Genomic DNA, 22880 nt, shown 5'->3' with positions numbered 1-22880 from the left:
GTCATGACTCAGGGGGACTGCTCTGCTTTTAAGTTTCCAGTTCTACGTTCCAGTAGGTCTCGCTGATAAATCGAGACCAGCTGTCGATCCGCATGTTCTGCATTGCATAGAATGGTTTCCATTTCGGACGAACCGGTTCCTTCTGCAGTTTCATCCCAGCTTGTCCTGGCGTACGGGCTGCTTTACGTGAATTGCATTCCACGCAAGCCAGCACACAGTTACTCCAGGAAGTCTCCCCCCCCTGGGAACGGGGAGTGACGTGGTCGATCGTCAGCTCTTCACTACCGGGCTGACAGCCGCAATACTGGCAGGTGAAATGGTCACGTTTAAAAACATTCCGTCGACTGAATGTCACCACGTTGCGGGGCACTCGGTCGTACTTCAATAGCGTGATCACTTCCGGAACCCGGAACCGGGAATGACTGCTCTGGATGGCCAGTTCGTCATCCTCTGGTTTGAGCTGTGCCCAATCGGCCCAGGAATAGGTCTGATAGTCAGACGGATCAACAATCCGCGCCGTCTCATTCCAGATTTTGACCACAGCCCGAGCAACCGTCGTTACACCAACGGGCTGCCAGTTTCGGTTGAGTATCAGCGTTGGCCGCTCCAGCGTTGATGACACCATGTTGGGATTCCTGTCTTTAGTAAAGGGGTGTTCGGGGGGAATTGAACCCGCCTCTTTAACAGTCACAGTGTTATGTGCGAAACCATTACACTACGAACACCATATCGAATCTGATTACAAAGCGGAAGGCATGGGATTCGAACCCACACACCCTGGCAGGCACACGCATTAGCAGTGCGGTCCGGCAAACCGTATCCGGCTACCTTCCAATCACTTAAAATTTACGGTTTTTTCATCTTTTCCACCCAAGTTCTTCTCTCTTTTCAAACCTGTAGACCAGCACTTTTCTCCAGCGGAAGCCGTGGGACTCGAACCCACAAGCACTTTTTCAGCGCCCTCTGTTTTCAAGACAGAGCCCTCATCCAGCCGGATGACTTCCTGATCTCTTTCAACGATTAAGTTACATTTGACACGACTTGAATACCCCGTGTGGGAATTGAACCCTGCGTCTCCGGCGTGAAAGGCCAGTATCCTGTCCGTTAGAAGAACGGGGCGTATTTTCTGATTATGAAGTGGATCGGGAGGTGCTCGAATCCTCGTCTGCGGTTCTTCAGACCGCCGCTAAACCATCTCAGCTACCGATCCCTGTAAAAAAAGCCTGGTATTGAAAACACCAGGTCTTTGAAAGAAATCAATCCAGACAGAATCAACTGGTGTCATTAACGGAACGGTAAACTGAATTCGGATTCTCTCCCCGAATTGAGATCACTCTCTGTCTGTCCTGTATGCTTTGAAAAGGCGAATAAATTCATTTTCCTACCTGTAAGTCAGCCAATTGTCTGTTTTTATATTGTGTTCAATTACTTTGTAGAACATATCACATTTATCCATAGCGTCTGGCAAACCAAGATACTCGGTACCTGAAGACGCAACAGTAAAACTGGACACAGTCTAAGAGGGAATGGCGGCATAAAAGTTCGCTTTGCCATGGCTCTTTTTTGGAGAAACAAAGAAAGCCACATGAATTGACCAGGAAACTCTGCCCAGAAGAGATCTGAGACCTGAAAATCCTACTCTAGACCCTCTCATGCAATTTTATAAAAAGAGACAGTATTCAGCAGATCACTCTTGACCTGACACTGCATTTGATATCATATATAATATATCATATATTCTAACATCTCAAAACGGGATTTTACTTATCGACCTACTATGATTTTTATGAGGAGCGCACTCAATGTCATCGGGCAGACTTAAGAAACGCGTCGGCTTTACTTTGATCGAATTACTGGTTGTCATCGCGATTATTGCCATTCTGATCGCCCTTCTGTTGCCAGCGGTACAGCAGGCACGCGAAGCTGCCCGTCGTTCCACCTGCAAAAACAATATGAAGCAACTGGGACTGGCACTTCACAACTACCATGACACGTTTCAGGTATTCGTTCATATGATGGGTGGTTCCGCCAACGGTCGTTGTTTTGGTGGTGCGCCTGTAACCGATGGTTGTTCCACCAATGCTTTTGGAACGGGAAATGAAAGTCGGATCAGCGGTTTTGTAGGCTTGCTTCCCTATTTTGATCAGGCCCCATTATTCAATCAAATCTCTTCTCCACTGGGTAGCTACCCTGCATTCGGAGCATCACGTGATGACAGTGGCTATGCGCCATGGAAAGCGAAGATCCCCGTGATTCTCTGTCCTTCAAATCCAACTCCAGCTGACTATCGAGGATTTGGCTGGACAGTTCCTCAAAGCTATGTCTTCTGTATGGGTGATACAATAAATAACTGGGGCGTTCGCAACACGCGTGGCATCTTCGGATTTCAATCCAGTACTAAAATGCGGGATATCACAGATGGCAGCAGTAATACGATCATGCTGGCCGAACGGGGTATCTACTCCGGAAATGCCCGCGATGTCCGTGGGTTGGCAGCGAATGGAATCAGCTCGGTATTGACGGCTCCCAATACCTGTTTTACGACAGCCAGCGGTGGTTTGTATAATACAGGTCAAAGTGTGCAGAAAGACCGTCACATGGGCGGGATGTGGCAGCACGGACAACCTCATTTTGCCGGTTTCTGTGCCGTGCTACCGCCTAACAGTCCATCGTGCATGTCCAATACCCATGGTGACATTTGGGCGCTCTCCAGTTCCAGCAGCTACCATGAAGGAGGAGCTCATATTCTGCTGGCTGACGGTGCTGTTCGCTTTATCAGCGAAAACATCGATACTGGCAACCTGGCTCTGGCACCTGCCACCAGCGGTCCCAGTAACTATGGTATCTGGGGAGCTCTGGGGACGAAGCAGGGGGGAGAAACTATCGGAGATTATTAATCGCTGACGAAACATTCACTCCGTCTACCGGTATTAATCTTTTCCCAGTTGCAATCCAATGGTATTTGATCATGGCATTATTGAAAACCCTTCGCCTTTCCAGGTTTCTGTTTGCGTTTCTCTTTTTGAGTGTAACAGTCGGTTGTTCCTCAAATACCCCTGACACCCCAGAGACGGTACCTGTCTCGGGAACCGTTTCATACCAGGGGAAGCCTCTCCCCGGTGCATCGGTGATCTTTCTGGATTCGTCTGCAGCATCTCCTCAGACGGGAACTCTCAATACCATCACTGATGATTCAGGACAATTTGAACTCAAGTCCTACTTTGGAGCGCGAACCGTTAAAAATGGCGCCGTCCCAGGAACATACAAAGTGACCATTCTCAAAATGGTTCCTCCCGGGGAAATGACCGAAGATGAATACGAAGCGAAAGTGGCGGAGGCTGATAAAATTGTATCCGGGGGAGGCGTATTGAGTCAGGAACAGACACCGCCAGAGCTAAAGCAACTCATCCCTCGAAAATATTCTGACGCATCACTTTCGCAGCTCGAAGCGAAAGTAATGCCGGATCAGGAAAACGAGTTCCAGTTCGATCTCAAATAAAGTAGCTGGCTAAATGCAGGCCTTACTCTTTCTGAGATTTCTCGCGTGTGAGCGTTTCTACCAGGTTCGCTGTCTTGCGAATATGCTGCTCCATTTCCTGAGCCGCTTTTTCACAATCATTTGCCTGCAGGGCGCGAATGATCTCCTGGTGATCCGAAAGCGCGATTTCCTGAGCCTGACTTTCGTTGTCTACAACTTCTCGGATAGCCTGCACCAGTGTATTATATCGGAGTAATTCATCTTGCAACCGGGTGCTGCCACAATGTGCTGCAATCAACGAATGCAACCGAATATCCAGTGACATTGCTTTCTGCGACCAGTTGCTATTGCGTTTTTCATTGCTGATCGACACAAACTCATCTGAAAGTTCCGCCAGAAATCGTGATTCAATTTTCCCGCAAGCAGTTCGGACCGCTTCCACTTCAAGAATCCGTCGCAACTGGTAAATCTCGCGAATCTGGGTGACACCAAATTCCCGCATCACGGCCCCTCGATTGGGAAGATTTTCCACAATTCCAATCGATGCCAGTTCCACCAGTGCCTCCCGCACGGGAGTTGCACTCACGCCGAACTGTTCAGCCAGACTTTGAATTACCATTCGATGACCGACCGGAAACTCTCCCCGGATGACCGCCGTCAGAATTCGTTGTACCACGACTTCACGGATATTTCCCCGGGGCACCATCGAAAACGAGCCGGGCAGATTAGTAGTCGACATAATTGATCCTTGATCAGCCTGTGACAGGCCAGAAGGGCGAACTCTAGATCACATCACCTTTCTGCGTAGTCTCGCAGGGAACCGGTCACAGTGTCCCTGGAGACGCTACAGTAAAACGGGACACCGTCCTGATATGATGTAATATTATATATAATATACCCGAGCGAGAAAAGTGGGAGGGCGCGCACTTCAGAAAATAAGACAAGCCTGTACTGATTCAGACCTGCATCTCAGATAATAAATCAGGCAATGATATTATGTACAACTTCACCGGCGACATCCGTCAGTCGGAAATCGCGACCGGAATAATGATAGGTCAACCGCTCGTGATTGATGCCCATCAGATGCAGAATCGTCGCGTGCAGATCATGGACGTGAACCTTATCCTGCATCGCGCGGAAACCAAATTCATCCGATTCCCCGTGTACGGTGCCCCCTTTGATGCCACCGCCGGCCAGCCACATACAGAATCCGAATGGATTATGATCGCGCCCGTTAATCCCCCCCTGCGCAGTCGGAGTGCGTCCAAACTCGCCCCCCCAGACAACCAGTGTTTCATCCAGCAGTCCGCGCTGCTTGAGGTCGGTCAGCAACTGAGCGATCGGCTGATCAATATCCTTGCACAATCGTTCGTTGCTCTTATCGTGATTGCTATGCGTGTCCCAGGGCTGTCGATTCCCATAGTAAACCTGCACAAACCGCACACCACGCTCGCTCAATCGACGGGATAATAAGCAAGCCTTGGAGAACTCGCTCTTCCCATAGGCTTCCTGAAGCTTCTCGGGTTCACGCGAGATATCAAACGCATCGGTCGCTGCGAACTGCATCCGGTAAGCCAGTTCCATCGATTTGATCCGCGTCTCCAGCTCATTGTCACCGGCGCGTTTTACCAGATGCTGCTGATTGATCGCCTGAACCAGATCCAGCTGCTTCTTCTGCTGTGCAGATGACATCACTTCATTTTTGAGATACGGAATCATCTGTTCGGGATTCAGATCTTTATTGTTGATATGTGTCGCCTGATGCTTGCCGGGCAGAAAGGCGCTGCCCCAGAGTTTAGGACCGACAACCGGTTTGCCCGGACATAACGCCAGAAATCCGGGCAAGTTCTGATTCTCTGTTCCCAGTCCGTAAGTCAGCCATGACCCCAGGCTGGGGCGTGTGGGAGTCAACGTCCCCAGATTCATCATACACAGCGCCGGTGCATGATTCGGGAAGTCCGTGTGCATTGAGCGAATTATCGCCATGTCGTCGATGTGCTCTGCAATTTTTGAAAAATGTTCTGAGACTGGAATTCCGGATTTTCCTGCATTAATGAATTTCACCGGGGAAGGCATCAAACCCATTGTTTTAGACGCAGTCCGAATATTCGCTGCAGCAGGACGCTGTCCTTCATACTTCTTTAGCAGCGGTTTCGGGTCAAAAGTATCCATCTGAGAAGGACCGCCGCTCATAAACAGAAAAATCACCCGCTTCGCTTTCGGTGCGAAATGAGGTGTCTGCTGGGGAGTTTTCTGAGAGGCCCCCTCGGCTGAAGCCAGCATGCCTGCCAGGCTCATCATGCCAAAGCCACTACCGACTTTCTCCAGGATTTCGCGACGATGGAACAGGTTCTGTCCGTTGAAATTCATCATAACTCAGATCTCGTTTTTAATTCGAAAGAATCGCTGACCTGACAGAGCCACTTGACTGTCAGTCAACATACATCATTTCATTACTGCAGAGTAACGCCAGGCAATAGCGTTGCCAGTTAGTCAATTGTTTCGGGTCGATGTCCTGACGTCCTTCGTAAACACCATTATGTTTGTTCCCGGTGATATCTTCGGCCTGGGACAGGTTCGGGTTATCTGTCCGCAAAGGCCAGCAGGAGAGGGGATCAGAAGACAAAATCGAGGCCACATACTCTGCATGTGCCAGTTGATCCTGTTTCAGTTTCGCAGCACCAAAATGTTTCTGTACCTCTGCCGTACTCAATGCACGATTGAAGACTGCGACTGCCCCCAGTTGTCCCTGGAAATTTGAGAAATTGTCACTTCGCCCTGCGATGATCAGCTCCGCCACACCATCAGCATATCCGGGTTCTGCTTCTCCCAGGATTTCCGGTTTGGGGTTACCATTCAGATAGACGGCAATCTGCTTCTGATTACGAATCAGCACCACATGATTCCACGTTCCCGGCTGAATAACGGTTGAACCAAATAAAGAGTCCCGTTTCAAATCACCGTTATAAAAGAACAGACGACCGGCTTTATTCGGACGATACTTCCCGGCAATCCCCAGGTGGTCACCCGCCGCTTTTGCAGCAGAATCCTTACCCCGGGAGAAGAAGTAACCGGTAATGATCCGCTGCTCATTGGGGATCTGGTTCTTAACCCATAATTCGACCGAGTAGGAATCTCCCAGCTCTTTCACGTCCGCCTTCATTCGCTTGCCGGCAAATGTGGGAATCTGCTCCCTCTGACTGTCTGACTCGCCCGCCGAATCACTGTTTTCCAGGAACTTCAGCCCTATCTGCATTTCAGACGGTGTCGGTTCCCGCGAGAACAATAACCGATAAACATCATTGACGCGTTTTTCAGAAGACTCACCTTCCAGCCGACTGGCCAGTTGCTGTGCCTGCTGTCTGACAAAAGGAGAATTCAACACAAACAACTGCTGTAGCGGCGTTGTTGTCTTGGAACGACGTGCCGCATGAATCGCGGGATCGGGAAAATCATAAGACTGCAGGAACGTGCTCAATTTATGCCGGGAAACCGTGGCATAAATGCCACGTCGTTGAAAGGTGGGATCATCAATGTCACCAGAGGGCCCCTCCTGTCGAGCGTCCAGGTTATTACCAGCAGCCAGCAATGCATCACGATAAATCTCTGCTTCCAGTCGCCGACGATTGAAATACGAAAGCAGCCTGTTATTCGGGTCCTGCTTCTGTTGTGCTTCACTCAGTTCGATGTTGGAGGACTGTTGATACGTCGCCGACAACATGATCAGTCGATGCAGTTTTTTCATCGACCATCCCTCATCCATAAACCAGACGGCGAGATCATCCAGTAGTTCCGGATGGCTGGGCAGGGAACCGGTTTTTCCATAATTGCTCGGCGTATCAACCAGTCCTTCTCCAAAATGATGCTGCCAGATTCGATTCACCATTACCCGTGCTGTCAGTGGATTATCACGGTGGGCGATCTTCTGAGCCAGCTCCAGACGACCACTGCCATTCCGGAACGGTTCCGGCTGTTCTTCAGACAGCACACGTACAAAACGACGGGGAACCAGTTCTCCCAGATTGGCAGCATTTCCGCGAATGAATACATTCAGATCGCGAGGCTTGGGATAATAGACGATCTTCATCTTATCTTCGGTGATCTCTTCCACCCGCACCTGTTCTTCGGTGAGAGCATCTGCCAGAGGCAATTCAAAGCCGGGAGTCGATTTTTTGATCTCTTCGGCTTGCGTCTTATTCGCTTTGATCGACTTGTTATGAGCGGCGATCAACGCTGTATTCTGTTTCAACTCTTCCGGGGGAACCGGAAATTTGATTGTCGTCTGTTTCTTCAGATCCGGTCGCGAAGCAATCAGCGGGAACTCGGCTTTGCCTGCAGCCTTGATCACCTGCTTCAGCTCTGTATTCCGTTTCGTTAATGCTTTGACCCTGGCAGCCAGGTCCGTATTCGTCTTGTTTAACGCGTCCACTTTATCCCGGGCAGGTTGCGTCTTCGCCACTTCTGTATCAGGAATTATCGGCCGCGTCGTCTGTCGTACCGAAGCGAAGACACCGGCAATCCCATAATAGTCTTCCACCGTCAATGGATCGTATTTGTGATCGTGGCAGCGGGCACAGGCCATCGTCAGCCCCAGTAACCCCCGACACAAACTATCGACGCGATCTTCCCAGTCATCCGCATAGCGGTTTTCCAGCGTGATTTGCGACAGCGCGACTTCCTTGTGATAGGAAGGCCCCAGCCCCATGAATCCCAGGGCAGGGTAGTCTTCCGGACCGGTCTCCGGCAGAAAGTCCGTTGCCAGTTGACGAATCACAAATTCATCGTAAGGCATATCTTCATTAAACGCCTTGACGACCCAGTCTCGATAACGATAGGCGTGCGGAAACGGACCATTGTGAGGCCCCATATTCGTATTGTCTTCTGCGTACCGCGCAACATCCAGCCAGTGTCTGCCCCAACGCTCACCATAATGAGGAGACTGTAACAGCTGATCGATCACCCGTGCATACGCGTCCGGAGATTGATCCTTCACAAAAGCATCGACTTCTGCAGGCGTGGGAGGGAGGCCGATCAAATCGAAATACGCACGCCGAATCAGAGTCTGTTTGGAAGCAGCGGGAGCAGGCGTGAATCCTTTCGCTTCCTGCGCTGCTAAAATGAATGTGTCGATTTTATTTTTCGGCCAGGCTTTCTGTTTCACCGCGGGGGCAGGGTAATGTTGTGGAGGTTGAAACGACCAGAACTCACGTGCCTTGTCGAAATCGATTTCTGTCTTCGCTGTTTTTTTAGAGGGCTCTGTCCGCGGGTCAGCGGCTCCCATCGCGATCCATTTTTCGAAGTCAGCGATAATCGCATCCGACAGCTTCCCCTTCGGAGGCATCTGGTAGCTGTCCTCTCCATACTTCATGGTTTCCAGCAGCAGACTCTCACCCGGTTTTCCCGGTACCAGCGCTGTCCCCGAATCACCGCCGTCCAGCAGTCCCTGTTTAGAATCGACCAGCAGACTCCCCTTCAGATTCTTCGAATCCGCGGAATGGCATTCGTAACAATGCTGAATCAGAACAGGACGGATCTTCTTCTCGAAGAAATCCAGCTGTTGCTGAGTCGGTTCAGATTCGGCAGCGGAGAGCGGAAAAGCGGAGCAGAGAAACAGGCTCGTGCATACGATGACAGCTGTCACTTTTCGCAAAGTTTTCATAGTCATGTCTACGATGTTAGAGTCAGGTGGGAAAAAGCCGCGCAGGCTGGGGATGATTCAACTGTATCTCGTTAATTCACAATCAGATACATCAAGTCATTTTTATATCGTATCGGGAATTCCTGCGAATAACAATATAATATTTAAAAAAGGCTCAGCAATGCGGCAAGATTCACAGAATTCCACTGTTTCACGGGATTTACTCTGATAACCTGTATTGAACCCGCTTCTATGCAACGTTAGTCTTAAAATGACATGTGGTTCGATTCATCAATCAACATGACGGGCATTGTGATTCAGGTCGATTTACTCTGATTTCAAACACCTCTGACGTAAGGACTTGCCATGATTCCTCGTGTGTCCCTCTCAGCAAAACTGGTACTGCTCTTCTCTCTGGCTGTCAGCTGTCAACTCAACGTCCTGAATGCAGCCGATCCTCCAAAACAGGCTCCCAAAGCGCCCGGTTTCACAATTCCCTATATCGATCTCGATGCCCAGTCGCATCGCCAGATCGTCGTCGATCGCGAAGAAAATCAGTACCTCGGACATCCCACCACCGTTTTACTTGAAGATAATAAAACCATCCTCTGCGTTTATCCCAAAGGTCACGGGAAGGGGGGCATCGTTTATAAACGCTCCACCGATGCCGGAAAAACCTGGAGCGATCGTCTGCCCACTCCCGCTTCCTGGGCGACCTCGCGTGAAGTCCCTACGTTGCATCGCGTCGTCGATGCCTCTGGTAAAAAACGAATTATCATGTTCTCCGGTCTGTATCCTGCTCGCATGGCGGTCTCCGAAGATGACGGCAAAACCTGGAGCGAACTCAAACCGATCGGCGACTGGGGTGGCATCGTCGTCATGGGTGGTGTCGAACCGCTCAAGACTGGCCCCGGTCATTATATGGCGCTGTTCCACGATGACGGTCGCTTCATCTCCAAAGATTCCAAACAACAATCACCGGTTGTATTCACTTTATACAAAACACTCTCCACTGATGGAGGCTTAACATGGTCCGCCCCGGAAGCCATTCACAAATCGTCCGAATACCATATCTGCGAGCCCGGCATCATTCGCTCGCCCGATGGCAAACAGTTGGCTGTCCTCCTTCGCGAAAACAGTCGTCGTCACAATTCGCAAATCATTTTCTCCAACGATGAAGGCAAAACCTGGACCGAACCCCGCGATCTGCCCGGCTCTTTGAACGGCGATCGTCATACTGGCAAATACGATCCTGTCAGCGGTCGGCTGCTCATCTCCTTTCGCAGTAACACCCCCAAAGGCCACAAAGCTCCCACCGAAGGAGACTGGGTCGCCTGGGTCGGCACTTACGATGACCTCGTCAACGGCAAAGAAGGTCAGTACCACGTGCGGCTCAAAGACAACACCAAAGGGGCCGACTGCGCCTATCCCGGCGTCGAAGTCCTCCCCGATGGCACCTTCATCATCACCACTTACGGCCACTGGGAAAAAGACAAAGCCCCTTACATCCTCAGTATCCAACTCAAACTGGCCGAACTCGACGAACTGGCAAAATAATCAATCAACGGTTGCACTAAATCTCGCTACAAAAAAACGGGTGACCCCGAATGCAATTCGGGATTGCCGCAGGCAACAGGAAACTGACAGTGTAAGCCCGCAATGAAGTGTAACCTTCCCATCTTCAATCTCATTCACAAACTATAGGTCCATAAATCCTGTATTGACAGGTAGTCAATATCAGGTGAGCACACCAACGAGTGTGCGTACCACTTGAACCAACGTGCCATTCCAAGTCTGAAAAGACACTACGCTGTCTCCAACATCCCATCCTCATCATCCACAACCAACTTCCGTGAAGAATCCACAAACAGCGACGCCACCCCCGCGATGAAAAACGCAATCGCACACGTGACAAACGCCATGTTCCAGTGATGTTCCTCGCCACTCGCGGTATTCACGGTAATTACTGCAATCATCAACGAAGGCGCGACAGCTGCCCCCAGGTTGCCCCACATGTTTCCCCAGCCCAGCACCGACCCCACGTGCTTGCCGGCGATATCCTGGTTGAACGCCCACATCGCAGGTGAACCGAAATCGGTGGAAAACGCCACAATCGAAAACATGATCACGGAAGTCCAGGGAGAAATCTCCAGCAGACAGACCAGGTAAGCCGCCATCGCAGTAAACCGCGAAAGTGCAATCGGCAGCACACGACTCCACCGCAGACTGATCCGTCTCATCAACCAGTCTGTCACTTTCCCCCCTGACAAAGTTCCCAGCCAGCCCACCGCCAGCGCAATCGTTACCATTTTCCCGCGTTCTTCCAACGGAACCTGGTACTCCTCATCCAGAAATCGTGGCAGCCACGTCACCAGAAACAGCCAACCCACATTCGTGCAGAATTGCGACAACGACAGTAACCACAAGCTCTGGTTTTTCATGATCGCCTTAAAGGGAATGCCGCCGATCTGCTTCGAATGATCTTTATCCGACTCCAGCCGACCATGTTCAATCAGTGCGAGTTCCTGTTCAGAACAGGCGGGATGCGCACGCGGATAATCGCGAATCACCCACCAGAAAATCCCGGCAATCAAAATTCCCACCAGGCCGTAGGTCATCATCATCTTACGCCAGCCTTTTCCCTGCACCTTGCGTACGTCGGCTGAATAGCGTGCTTCAAACAACAATCGATTCAACCGGGAGCGTTGCTCAACGTTCAGCTCTCCAGGACTCACATTTAACAGCTGTTCCGCCTGCTGATTGAGCGTCAACCCTTCAAAATCGGCCGGATCATACAGCGTCTGTTTCTGCAAAATCGAATTCAGATTCGCGACAAAATCACCTTCCACCGCCGTACCAGATTCAATCTTGGGATCAGCAGCCGCTGCTTTCAGATACTCCCTGTCTCCCGACGTAAGTCCCTCATAGATCTTTGTTTCAAATTCCTGTTTCTCATCCACTCGTTCCAGAAACGTCGTCGCCAGAGCGTGCGGATTCATAATATCGCCGGACTTCAGATCCGAGGATTCCGACATCGGCACGAACAGGATAATCAGAAACGCAGTCAACACCGGCGCCAAGGCACCACCAATCCGTCCGCCGACAGTAACCATACTGCTGGCAAAGCCGCGCTCTGTTAAAGGCATCCACTTACTGACAATGTTGGCACTCGTGGGATAAGCACCAGCCTGACTCAGACCAAAGCCCAGTCGAAAAATCAGCAGCATGATGAAACCGGTCGCCAGCCCCGTCATCGCCGTAAACAGGGACCACATCAGAATGTAGATCGTCAACATTTTCCGCGCACCGAAGCGGTCACTGAACCACCCGGAAGGGACCTGGCATAATGCATAAGACACAAAAAACGAACCGAGCAGAATACCAATCTGCTCGTCACTCAATCCCAGCTCATCTTTGATAAAGACCTCGGCGAAGGAGATGCAGAACCGGTCCAGGTACAACAGCACCGCCATCAGCATGCAGACAAAGATCACACGATAACGAACATACGAACTGGTCGGTTCCACACTGGCCATAAGTCATTCAGCTTTCATTCAGAGTCGGTGCGCATTGATTGAGTGGCAGCAGTATAACAGCAGATTTTCCTGAAAACGAGCATCAAATCCGTTCCTCTCTCCCAGTTTCTCAACGAAATTCACTGCATTTCACCTGAACTTACTGGCGTCTCTTCAGCTTGACAGCCTACCGCACCTTGATAACTTATGCGATAAGCGCGTCGCGCGCGTGGCTTAATTTTCTATCAGGTCTATCGTCATGAGAATTCAGCAGTTACCACAATCGAGTCTCAAACCGCATCAACCACTCCCATTCCCTGTTACCCTCTATGTGAAAGGTTTTCCGTGCTGTCATAGTAGATTATATTCAATGTCACGAACCGCGTTAGTTCACTCTCTTCACTACTATATCGACACAGTTATCGACGCACCATCGACACGCTATCGTCACTCATCGAATCAGTCTCGCCGGTATATCAAACCCGTATCAACTCATATCAACCACTACTTTTATCCACCTGCTCAAAACCGACCGTTATTGTTCACGATCGATCAACGTGAACTCGCTCATTTCGATCTGTTCAACGGAACAGATTTCTCTTACGATTCGGCAGCACGATCATACGAACCATTTCAAAGTCGACAACGAAAGGATTCACGATGCTCCCTCGTCATCGAATTTATTTAGTCGCATTTCTCTTTCTGGGCAGCGTGCTACCCACCACACAGGCAGCCGATCAGCAGCCCCTGACGATCGACGTCATCAATCAGACCTGGAAAGCACGACGCGAGCGACTGCAGGAAATGCGGATCGAACTTTCAGTGGAAATAACGACCAGTAAACTTCTCCTGTATCCTGAAGAAGAAACTCCTCTCATTGAGACCAGTGACTATATTCCACTGACTAAAGAAGAATCCGAGCACCTTAAAAAAGAACAGGTAATCAATCACGCCAGGTACTCAATGCTGCTCGATTCTCCCAAAATGCGTTACCATTACCGGGGACGCTTTCCTACTGCTCGCTTGAAAGAGACAGTATCTGTCGAATGTACCTGCTTCAGTGACGGACGGTCTTTTACGAGACTCAATCAATCTCAAGAGACTCCCTCGATTCATATTTTAAAGGCGTCCAAAGCGAGTACTCTCTTCAATTCCCTGGCACAACTTCCACTTCGCTGGACACTCCTGCCGGGAGATCCTGACTTGGGAGAAACCCTGGAAGGCTTCACTGTTCAAGCTAATACAGAATCGATTCAGAATCTCGATTGTACCGTTCTGAAAAAAACAGATTCAGAGGGAACAGCCTATCTCTGGGTGGCTCCCAGGTCACATGATTATGCGGTACTGAAATACGAGTATCACTATGCAGGTAAAATATTGAACTCCTGTCATGTTCAATACAAAAATGACAAAACATGGGGTCAAATCCCCCAGAGTTGTGAAATCAAATGTTTATACGGAAATGAAGATATACTGCGAGATGCATACAAATATACGTTCAATACATTCCATGCCGATGCCAATATTACAGATGATGAGTTTCAGTTGAATTTTCCCCAGGGTGCCCGGGTCTGGGATTATCGAAAACGGGATTCCCAAGGGAAAGTAATCAGTTATATTGTGGAATAAGCAGCCAGTAACTCCTTTTACACCAGGGAACGCTCCCCATGTTGACCCGCGCCGCTGTCCTGTATGAAATGGAAAAACCGACTCCCTATGCAGAGTCAAGACCGCTGGTCATCGAACAACTCTCTCTTACTATTCGGCGGCTTGATCTTACGAACGGTTTCAAAGTCGGCAACGAAAGGATTCACGATGCTCCCTCGTCTTCGTTTTTATTCAATCGCTTTTCTGCTTTGTGGCAGTCTGCTACCCACCACACAGGCAGCCGACCAACAACCACTGACGAAGGAAGTCATCAACCAGACCTGGAAAGCACGGCGCGAGCGCCTACAGGCGATGCGGATCGAACTTTCTTTGGATGTCACGCGCAACACACTTCCTTATATGAGATCTGCTGCAGGTGGTGACGATGAAGAAGTACCGCTGACGGAAGAGGAAACGCTGCATTATCTGAATCAGACCGTTAATTTTAAAACACACTATTCACTAATCCTGGATAGTCCCCGCATCCGCTGTCGTCACTGGGGACGTGTCCCGACTCCCCAGTTAGAGCAAATGCAAGACCTTGACATGACCGGGACAACCGACGGAAAAACCGCTGCCCTTGCCTATAAATACGAAGGCATCCGCAACCTGACCATCTATAAATCATCGGTACATCCCATGCTTCCTCTTTTTGATCTGAATCCGCTTCGCTGGTCACTGCTGGCAGGCGATCCGGTTTATGGATTCACACTTGATCAATACAAAGTCTGCCCTCAACTCGAGAAGGTGCAGGGCATCGCTTGCACGGTCCTGGAAAAATCCGAGGTATATGGCGGTCTAAAACGCTTATGGGTCGCACCGACAGATCGGGAATGTGTCGTTATGAAATATACGGGTGAGCAATCCGGCCAATATCACAGCCAGCATGATTTCCATTATGTCAATCTCCCAAACGAAGGGCCAGAACCGAAATACTGGACCACAAAATCGTATCAACATAAATCGAATCAGGATATCTTCACTTACGGTTGCCGCATCAATGTCGATTCTTTTGATTCGTGCGCGACAGTCACCCCTGCCGACTTTCAACTGGAACTAACGACCGGTACGCACGTGACAGATACCAGAAAACGAAATCCCCAAGGCGGGGAACTCATCTATGATGTGAAATAATCCCCATCCTCTTTCACCAGGGAACGCTCCCCATGTTGACCCGCGCCGCTGTCCTGTATGAAATAGAAAAACCGACTCCCTACGCAGAGTCAAAACCACTGGTTATCGAACAGCTCTCCCTCGCCGATCCCGGTCCGGGGGAAGTCCTCGTCGAGATGGCAGGTGCAGGCCTCTGTCACTCCGACCTTTCCACCATCGACGGTTCGCGTCCGCGTGTGATGCCGATGGTCATGGGACACGAAGCCAGCGGCATCGTCCGCGAAGTCGGTCCCGGCGTTCACGATCTCCAGCCCGACGATCACGTCGTCTTCTCATTCGTCCCCCTGTGTGGTCACTGCATTCCCTGCGCCACAGGGCGCCCCGCGTTGTGTGAACCGGGTGCCCGCGCCAACACCGCCGGCACCTTACTCTCCGGCCGTCGTCCCTTCAGCAGCAACTCCGGTCAGGAAATCAACCACCATCTCGGCGTCGCCGCCTTTGCCGAACACACGGTCGTCGCCCAGGAATCGCTGATCAAGATCGATTCCCAGCTCCCCCTCAGCACCGCCGCCCTGTTTGGCTGCGCCGTGATGACGGGCGTCGGCGCGGTCGTCAACACCGCAAAGATCGAACCCGGTTCCAGCGTCGCCGTCTTCGGCCTGGGTGGCGTCGGCTTAAGCACTATCATGGGCGCCCGGGCCGCAGGAGCCGAAACCATCTTCGCCATCGACTTGCTCCCCGCTAAACTCGAACGCGCCACCCAGGTCGGCGCGACACATACGATCAACGCCAGTGAAGAAGATCCGATCCAGCTGATCAAAGACATCCAGAACGGCGTCGATTATACCTTCGAAAGCGTCGGCAACGAGTTGGTCCTCCAGCAGGCTTACGCTGCCACCAGACGAGGCGGCACCACCATCACCATCGGCCTGCCACACCCCAACAAAATGTTCTTCGTCCCCGCTGTCAGCCTGGTCGCGGAAGAACGCACGATCAAAGGCTCCTACATGGGCTCCGCCGTCCCCCGCCGCGATTTACCCCGCTTCATCGCCATGTACCAGGCCGGCCTGCTCCCCGTCGACAAACTGCGTTCCAGCACCATTCAACTGGATGAAATTAATGAAGCCTTCGACGCCCTCGCCACCGGCACCGCCGTGAGGCAGGTGATTACGTTTGAGAAGTAACCGACCGGTAATTCTACGAAATCTTAATCAGGTTCGACATGAACCGCGGCTAACGCCGTACGGCTGATATTTGCAGTCATCATCGTAACTTTTACTATGTCTACGACTCCGAACGAGGCATACCTGATTAGCCGAAGGGCGTTAGCCCCGGTTGTCTTTCAATACATATTAGACGACATATTTTGAATTATTGTTCGTTTAAATCAGACGAATAACCCGACCCAACAATCCCCCACACCACGTCCGCCATCTGCTGCTGGCCTGCCTGGGAAAGATGAATCGAATCCAGCGTCGCATCTCCGCCCGCGAGGATGGACAGCAACACCCGTTTCGGCACCAGCTTCACTCCATGTTTTTTCGCCAGTCTGCGTTGGATCCGCCCAAACGCATGATAAAACGGCGGCAGCGGCAGTTCCAGCATCACCAGATGGCGGCCCGGCGATGCCAGTTGGGTCAACAACAAATCCATGTGGGTCGCAAACTCCTCCGACGTGGTACTTCCCAATACATCATTCCCACCAATTTCCAGCAATACCAGCGGCGAGTTGACCTGAGTCTCCGCCACCCGCTGCCTTGCCGTGGACACCGTATCCCCGACATGCGACAGATCCTGTACGGCGATGTCATGTTCCCGTGTCAGAATGCGCGGCCACGTTTCAATCTGAGTATCTCCCAGTCCCGCCGTCACCGAGTCCCCGATCACCGTCAGACGTCGCGAAGAAACCGGTTCCACTCCCGGTGTCAGATGATACGGCACTTCCAGCAGCAGCCCCAGCAGCCAGACCCCCACCATCGCCTCCGCCGCTGCTTTCCGCCAGCGCTGCGTAAACAAGGTAGCCAGCCAGAACAGCGTCACCAGCATTGCGACTCCATAAAACCACCAGGGCAGGGGAGTCGAAGAGACCGCCATCGCCAGCCCACCAATCACCAGCGAAAACACCATCCCCCGCCGCGCGAGTGAACTCTCACGCAACGACAACAGCGTCGCCAGCAGTACCAGCGTCACCCCCGTAAAAAACGCCTGCCCCGAGGCACAGTGATAAACTATCGGATTCATAAATGGATTTGAACTTCACACTTTCGATTAGAGAATTACTTCACCTGACTGATAACTCTATTAATCCGACTCAAAGTAGCGTTTTTTGTTTAACAGCGTTCCAATGCACATATTCAGTCCCCAACCAAGGGCGATTAAAGAAAACACCAGTTCCGCAAGAAAGCGACTGGGGCGAGACGAATTATCAATAACTGACTCAGCAGGGTTCTGCGGATTTACATAACAGACTAATTCGTCACTCTTATTTTCCTGAAACAACTTGATCCTCTGATACAAGTCGCGGTGAAAAGAACCAAAATTGTCTCTCCCACGATATATGGATGCGCGATCGCCAGTGTAGATTTTCCCGTTTGTTTTGTATTCATAATTCACACAAACCTCTTCCGTATTATCTTCGCCAACAGAGAGTTCGACCTTCAATACTTTGATCACGGGTGTGGGAACAGTGTCCTTAAATTTGTAATAATCCTGTATGTCAGACAGAAAATGAAAAATGAATAAATCTAGCCCGACTAAAGTCAGTATCGGACCAATCAAGATTCCCAGATAAAAATTCCGCGGACAATACAATTCCTTTTCTGTAGGAGGTTGCTCACTCGAACTGGTCTTCGATCCCGGCATTAATCTCGACCTTATTTACGACAATACAATCAGTTCAATCTGAAACAACTTTCAATCCTTATATCCCCCGATAACTTCTGATCGCACCAGATAAAAACAGAATTCCCACCAGCAAATAAAATGGACCTGATTCATTCCACCACATCGCTCCAGCCAATCCTGTCGCAATCAGGCAAAACATAATCAAAAGCCGTTCCCCAGTTGTCAGGGCCGCATCGGGATCAATGCTGCGCCGCCGGACTTCCAAAAACGGCTCCCATTTCTCCTGCTGTTCGAGAGGCACCGCGTTGCGCAAAAACGCAATAATAGCGTGCTGATCCGTCCGCTTAAAATCATCCAGGTTGATTCGGAACGTGTCCGTCGGCGATTCGACGATCATCTCATCAGAGATCGATAACCAGTTGAGGTGAGCAAGCTGATCCAGAGAAATCACATATTCCTTTGGACCTTCCATTTTGGTAATCGTCTCCTCCGAGAGAATCAGCCGTATCCATCTCGAGTAAGTCAGAAAGGCCCAGAGACCTGCAGCAATCATGATTATCCCGCCGACCATAAATACGAGAGCAGCGATGGCAGAACCATCAGTCAGGCTACCACCTCTCGTATAGACCTGGCTAATCAAGTAGATGCTGATTGCAAGAGTGAGGACTGCATACCTGCTAAATAGACTGCGGTACCAAGGATTAGGTCGATAGCTCTGTTCCCACAAGCTTTCATTCATGAAAGTATTCTCGTCGATGATTCGATGTTACCAGGCTCCTGTCTGTACCACTTCTCACGAGCCCCGCCAATCATGATTCCCACGATCGGCCCCAACACAAACGCAGTCGGTATCCCGTACAGCCGCGCCGCATCAATGCAGGTGCGATCAGCCATTTTTGAATCATAAACCAGTGGCTCATTCATCAGCCTGCTCCCCAGCAACGCCCCTCCCACGACCAGAGCCAGGCAGGCCACCAGTCCATAGACCGCATGCCGCAACCAGGGTCCAAACTCAGCCGCGACGATAAAGGGACACACCAGAGCCAGGATGCCCATACAGCCCAGCATCACCACCTGCGTAAAACGGACTTGTCCCTGCTCGAACAATACGTCCGTTTGAAAATGACCTGGCTCAATCACATAATCCCTGGTCAATACAGTCAGGTAAAAGCCCAGAATGAACCCGGTAAAGACGCCGCCCAACACACCTTTCAGAATAATTTCGACGAGCTTGATCATCACAGTCTCTTTCAGAAAAGACACTTTTCCTATCCACACATTCAGTCTAACAGAATTTTCGCCCGCTTCGAGAATTATTTCATCGTGCCCCGTCGGCTTCATCACCAGTTACCCAATTCACCCTACACACTGATTTCCTGCAAACAATCCGTGACAAATCCATCAACGCCTGCTAATATTTAAACTAACTTAAATATTATTCTGACCCTCGCCAAATCTTCCCCCCGTAGAGAGCTGGTCCATGCCTGTACCAATACGGAACCTGATCCTGCCTGCAATCATCACGGTCTGCCTGAGTTCGTCTTTCTGGACGGAACTTCAGACCGTTTCGGCAGCCGAGCCTTCGAAAACGCCGCGCATCGAATTCAACCGCGACATCCGCCCGATCCTCTCCGAAAAATGTCTGCACTGTCACGGCCCCGATCCCGCTACCCGGGAAGCCGACCTGCGACTCGATGATCCGATAGACGTGAAACAGCCCCGCGACGGTTACGCCATCATCAATCAAAAGTCACCTGCAGACAGTGAACTGCTCAAACGACTGCTGACGACAGACACCGATCTCAAAATGCCCCCCGCCGATTCCGGGAAAGAAATTTCCGCAGCGGAAATCAAATTGATACAAGCCTGGGTCGAGCAGGGGGCAGAGTATCAGCAGCACTGGTCCTTCATTCCGCCACAACGGCCCGAATTGCCTGCGGTAAAAGAAACGAACTGGTCTCAAACTCCCCTTGATCATTTCGTACTCGCTCGTCTGGAACGGGAACAGTTACCACCGTCCCCCCGCGCGGATAAAGCCACACTCTGCCGTCGGCTTTCACTTGATCTGACCGGCCTGCCTCCCACGCTCGACGAACTGGAAACGTTCCTCAACGATCATACTCCCCAGGCGTACGAGAAACTGGTCGACCGTCTGCTTAGCTCTCCCCATTACGGCGAACACCGGGCCCGCTACTGGCTCGACGCCGCCCGTTACGCCGACACCAGCGGATATTTCACCGACGAAGCATGGGAGATGTGGCACTGGCGCGACTGGGTCATCAACGCCTTCAATCAGAACATGCCCTTCAATCAGTTTACCATCGAACAACTGGCGGGTGACCTGCTGCCCACGCCCACACAAGACCAGCTCATCGCCACCGGTTTCCACCGCAATCACATGACTACCCTGGAGACTGGCATCATCGATGAAGAATACCGCGTCGAATACATTGTCGACCGTATCGATACCACGTCCACCGTCTGGATGGGTCTGACCGTCGGCTGCGCCCGCTGCCACGATCACAAATACGACCCGCTCTCCCAGAAAGAATTCTATCAGCTCTTCGCCTTCTTCAACAATACGCCCGAAACCGGCAACACCCACACGGTCGGCAATGCCAAACCGATTCTCAAGATTCCCACGAAAGATTATCTCGACCGCGAACAGCAGCTCAAAGACGAACTCGCAGCGCTGGAACAAGCACACCAACAGCGCGAGACACAACTCAAAGCGCAACAGAAACAGTGGGAAGAAACTGCACGCAGCAATCTCACGTCCCCGGCCTCCGATCAACTGATGATCCACGAACCGCTGAACGATATCACCGAAAGCAAGTCGCTCACCTCAATGGGCTCTGTCGAAATCAAACCGGGGTTTGTCGGTTCCGCTGCGTATTTCGACGGCACCGCACTGTTGGAAAGTAACACGCCATTCCGCTTCAGTCGCGACAAACCATTTACGCTGGCCGCCTGGATCAAGCCCGCCTCAGGCGGCCCCATCTGTCTGTTCTCACAAAACGACGATACCAACCACCTCCGCGGCTTCGACATCATGATCCGCAAAGGCAAACTCTCCGTCCACCTGATCCACAAATGGAATTCCAACGCGATCCAAGTCGTCACCGACGCCGGTATCCGCACCGGTCGCTGGCAGCACCTGCTCGTCACCTATGACGGTTCCTCCACCGCCGCAGGCGTTCGCATTTTTATCAACGGCGAACCGCAGGCCACCTCCGCCCCTTATGACAGACTCACCGGCGACATTGCCGTCGACGAACCATTCCGCATCGGCCGCCGCAGCACGAGTGCCTTCTACAAAGGCGCACTCGACGACCTGCGAATTTATCAGCGTCCATTCTCCCCCGACGAAGCCCGGGAACTCGCCGACAGCCAGTTCCTCAACACACTACTCACGATCCCTGCCGAAAAACGGACCACGCAACAGCAGCAGGAACTCCGCGACTACTTTCTCAAAACCGCTGCCCCGGATTCCCTGCGTACCGCCGAGAAACAACTGGTTAAACTCCGCAGCAGGTTAACTAAGCTGCAAAAAAACATTCCCACCACAATGGTTATGCACGAAAACGAAAAACCGCGAGACACGTTCGTTCTGCTGCGTGGCGTCTACGATCAGCATGGCGAAAAAGTCACTGCCGCTGTGCCCCAGGTCTTACCCGCATTCTCCCCCAAACTCCCCACCAATCGTTTCGGCCTGGCCCGCTGGCTCACCAGTCCTGATCATCCGCTGACGGCCCGCGTGTATGTGAACCGTCTCTGGCAGCAGTTGTTCGGTGTCGGCCTCGTCAAAACGGTCGGCGACTTCGGTTCGCAGGGCGAATGGCCCAGTCATCCGGAACTGCTCGACTGGCTCGCCGTCGAATTCCAGCAAAGCGGCTGGGACGTCAAACACCTGCTGAAACAGATCGTCCTCTCGTCTACTTATCAACAGTCCTCCCGCGTCTCCGATGAATTGTACGAACGCGATCCCGAAAACCGTCTGCTGGCCCGTGGCCCCCGTTTCCGTCTCGACGCCGAAACGGTCCGCGACAACGCCCTGCAGATCAGCGGCCTGCTCGTCGCGAAGCAGGGGGGACCGAGCGTCAAACCATATCAGCCGCCCGGCCTCTGGGAAGCGGTGTCTTACGATGGCAATGTCACTTACAAACAAAGCACTGGCGACGGACTCTACCGCCGCAGCCTGTATACTTACTGGAAGCGACAGAGCCCGCCCCCCGGCCTGATGGCCTTCGATGCTCCCACGCGCGAAACCTGCACCGTCTCTCGCCCCCGCACCAACACGCCCCTGCAGGCACTCGTTTTGATGAACGACCCCACTTATGTCGAAGCGGCCCGCGTCTTCGCCACGCAGACCTTACAAAAACAGGCAAGCGAAGCCGAACGCATCGACTTCCTGTTCCGCGCGGCCACCAGCAGACTGCCAGCCAAAGCCGAACAACAGATTCTCAGCCGTATCCTACGGCAGCAGACCAGCATCTATCAACACGATCCCGACGCCGCTGCAAAACTGATCAGCGTCGGCGAAACTCCGGTCGACAAAACACTGAAACCAAACGAACTCGCTGCCTGGACCATGCTGGCCAGCATGATTTTCAACATGGACGAAACCCTGACCAAACAATAACCG

General features: G+C 51.7%; 16 protein-coding genes and 5 tRNA genes. 7 read left to right on the top strand and 14 right to left on the bottom strand.

The features are described from left to right. Positions 1 to 28: 28 nt before the first annotated feature. From GmarT_RS14040 to GmarT_RS14015, 6 genes are all read right to left on the bottom strand, one after another. On the bottom strand, positions 29 to 625 hold the full coding sequence (locus GmarT_RS14040; RefSeq protein WP_002646648.1) for an HNH endonuclease: 597 nt from the start codon (positions 623 to 625) through the stop codon (positions 29 to 31). Positions 626 to 651: 26 nt separating this feature from the next. Then, a tRNA-His gene (locus GmarT_RS14035) sits at positions 652 to 725 on the bottom strand. Between the two features lie 22 nt (positions 726 to 747). Beyond that, positions 748 to 833 (bottom strand) — tRNA-Ser (locus GmarT_RS14030). Positions 834 to 918: 85 nt separating this feature from the next. Continuing rightward, a tRNA-Ser gene (locus GmarT_RS14025) sits at positions 919 to 1004 on the bottom strand. A 42-nt stretch (positions 1005 to 1046) separates the two neighbouring features. Then, positions 1047 to 1119 (bottom strand) — tRNA-Glu (locus GmarT_RS14020). A gap of 19 nt (positions 1120 to 1138) precedes the next feature. Next, positions 1139 to 1210, bottom strand: a tRNA-Phe gene (locus GmarT_RS14015). 592 nt (positions 1211 to 1802) lie between these two features. On the opposite strand from GmarT_RS14015, the gene GmarT_RS14010 reads away from it, so the two are divergent. Beyond that, positions 1803 to 2897 carry a DUF1559 domain-containing protein gene (locus GmarT_RS14010; RefSeq protein WP_002646649.1) on the top strand — a complete coding sequence of 365 codons (1095 nt, stop codon included), beginning with the start codon at positions 1803 to 1805 and terminating at the stop codon, positions 2895 to 2897. Between the two features lie 71 nt (positions 2898 to 2968). Continuing rightward, positions 2969 to 3499, top strand: a complete 531-nt coding sequence (locus GmarT_RS14005; RefSeq protein ID WP_002646650.1) for a carboxypeptidase-like regulatory domain-containing protein — start codon at positions 2969 to 2971, stop codon at positions 3497 to 3499. A 22-nt stretch (positions 3500 to 3521) separates the two neighbouring features. Here GmarT_RS14005 and GmarT_RS14000 read toward each other — a convergent pair whose 3' ends face one another. The 3 genes from GmarT_RS14000 to GmarT_RS13990 form a co-directional block, all read right to left on the bottom strand. Continuing rightward, positions 3522 to 4217 carry a GntR family transcriptional regulator gene (locus GmarT_RS14000; RefSeq protein WP_002646651.1) on the bottom strand — a complete coding sequence of 232 codons (696 nt, stop codon included), beginning with the start codon at positions 4215 to 4217 and terminating at the stop codon, positions 3522 to 3524. A 242-nt stretch (positions 4218 to 4459) separates the two neighbouring features. Next, positions 4460 to 5851: a DUF1501 domain-containing protein gene (locus tag GmarT_RS13995; RefSeq protein WP_002646652.1), complete on the bottom strand. Its 1392-nt coding sequence runs from the start codon at positions 5849 to 5851 to the stop codon at positions 4460 to 4462. Positions 5852 to 5909: 58 nt separating this feature from the next. After that, positions 5910 to 9137 carry a DUF1553 domain-containing protein gene (locus GmarT_RS13990; RefSeq protein WP_002646653.1) on the bottom strand — a complete coding sequence of 1076 codons (3228 nt, stop codon included), beginning with the start codon at positions 9135 to 9137 and terminating at the stop codon, positions 5910 to 5912. Positions 9138 to 9482: 345 nt separating this feature from the next. Here GmarT_RS13990 and GmarT_RS13985 point away from each other — a divergent pair, with 345 nt between their 5' ends. Beyond that, positions 9483 to 10673 (top strand): sialidase family protein, encoded by a 1191-nt coding sequence (locus GmarT_RS13985; protein ID WP_002646654.1) that lies wholly within the window; start codon positions 9483 to 9485, stop codon positions 10671 to 10673. A gap of 248 nt (positions 10674 to 10921) precedes the next feature. On the opposite strand, the gene GmarT_RS13980 is transcribed toward GmarT_RS13985, so the two are convergent. Next, positions 10922 to 12652, bottom strand: coding sequence for an MFS transporter (locus tag GmarT_RS13980; protein WP_002646655.1), 1731 nt, complete (start codon positions 12650 to 12652; stop codon positions 10922 to 10924). A 639-nt stretch (positions 12653 to 13291) separates the two neighbouring features. On the opposite strand from GmarT_RS13980, the gene GmarT_RS13975 reads away from it, so the two are divergent. The 3 genes from GmarT_RS13975 (at position 13292) to GmarT_RS13960 (ending at position 16575) form a co-directional block, all read left to right on the top strand. Then, entirely contained in the window at positions 13292 to 14260 is a 969-nt protein-coding gene (locus tag GmarT_RS13975) for a hypothetical protein (RefSeq protein ID WP_002646656.1), read from the top strand. 186 nt (positions 14261 to 14446) lie between these two features. Next, on the top strand, positions 14447 to 15412 hold the full coding sequence (locus tag GmarT_RS13965) for a hypothetical protein (protein WP_155367867.1): 966 nt from the start codon (positions 14447 to 14449) through the stop codon (positions 15410 to 15412). 32 nt (positions 15413 to 15444) lie between these two features. Then, entirely contained in the window at positions 15445 to 16575 is a 1131-nt protein-coding gene (locus GmarT_RS13960; RefSeq protein WP_002646658.1) for a zinc-dependent alcohol dehydrogenase family protein, read from the top strand. 187 nt (positions 16576 to 16762) lie between these two features. Here GmarT_RS13960 and GmarT_RS13955 read toward each other — a convergent pair whose 3' ends face one another. From GmarT_RS13955 to GmarT_RS13940, 4 genes are read right to left on the bottom strand one after another with little or no spacing between them, the layout of a single operon-like run. Continuing rightward, complete coding sequence (locus tag GmarT_RS13955; RefSeq protein ID WP_002646659.1) at positions 16763 to 17632, bottom strand: SGNH/GDSL hydrolase family protein; 870 nt, start codon at positions 17630 to 17632, stop codon at positions 16763 to 16765. Between the two features lie 60 nt (positions 17633 to 17692). Next, positions 17693 to 18253: a DUF3592 domain-containing protein gene (locus tag GmarT_RS13950; protein ID WP_081459499.1), complete on the bottom strand. Its 561-nt coding sequence runs from the start codon at positions 18251 to 18253 to the stop codon at positions 17693 to 17695. A gap of 58 nt (positions 18254 to 18311) precedes the next feature. Further along, positions 18312 to 18974 (bottom strand): hypothetical protein, encoded by a 663-nt coding sequence (locus GmarT_RS13945; RefSeq protein WP_149302862.1) that lies wholly within the window; start codon positions 18972 to 18974, stop codon positions 18312 to 18314. Continuing rightward, positions 18971 to 19474: a hypothetical protein gene (locus tag GmarT_RS13940; RefSeq protein WP_149302860.1), complete on the bottom strand. Its 504-nt coding sequence runs from the start codon at positions 19472 to 19474 to the stop codon at positions 18971 to 18973. The genes GmarT_RS13945 and GmarT_RS13940 overlap by 4 nt, the downstream gene beginning before the upstream one ends. Before the next feature lie 241 nt (positions 19475 to 19715). Here GmarT_RS13940 and GmarT_RS13935 point away from each other — a divergent pair, with 241 nt between their 5' ends. After that, positions 19716 to 22877 carry a DUF1553 domain-containing protein gene (locus GmarT_RS13935; RefSeq protein ID WP_002646663.1) on the top strand — a complete coding sequence of 1054 codons (3162 nt, stop codon included), beginning with the start codon at positions 19716 to 19718 and terminating at the stop codon, positions 22875 to 22877. Positions 22878 to 22880 lie beyond the last annotated feature (3 nt).

This window comes from Gimesia maris, from assembly GCF_008298035.1.
Classification (GTDB): domain Bacteria; phylum Planctomycetota; class Planctomycetia; order Planctomycetales; family Planctomycetaceae; genus Gimesia; species Gimesia maris.
This window is presented reverse-complemented; position numbering and strand designations above follow the sequence as displayed.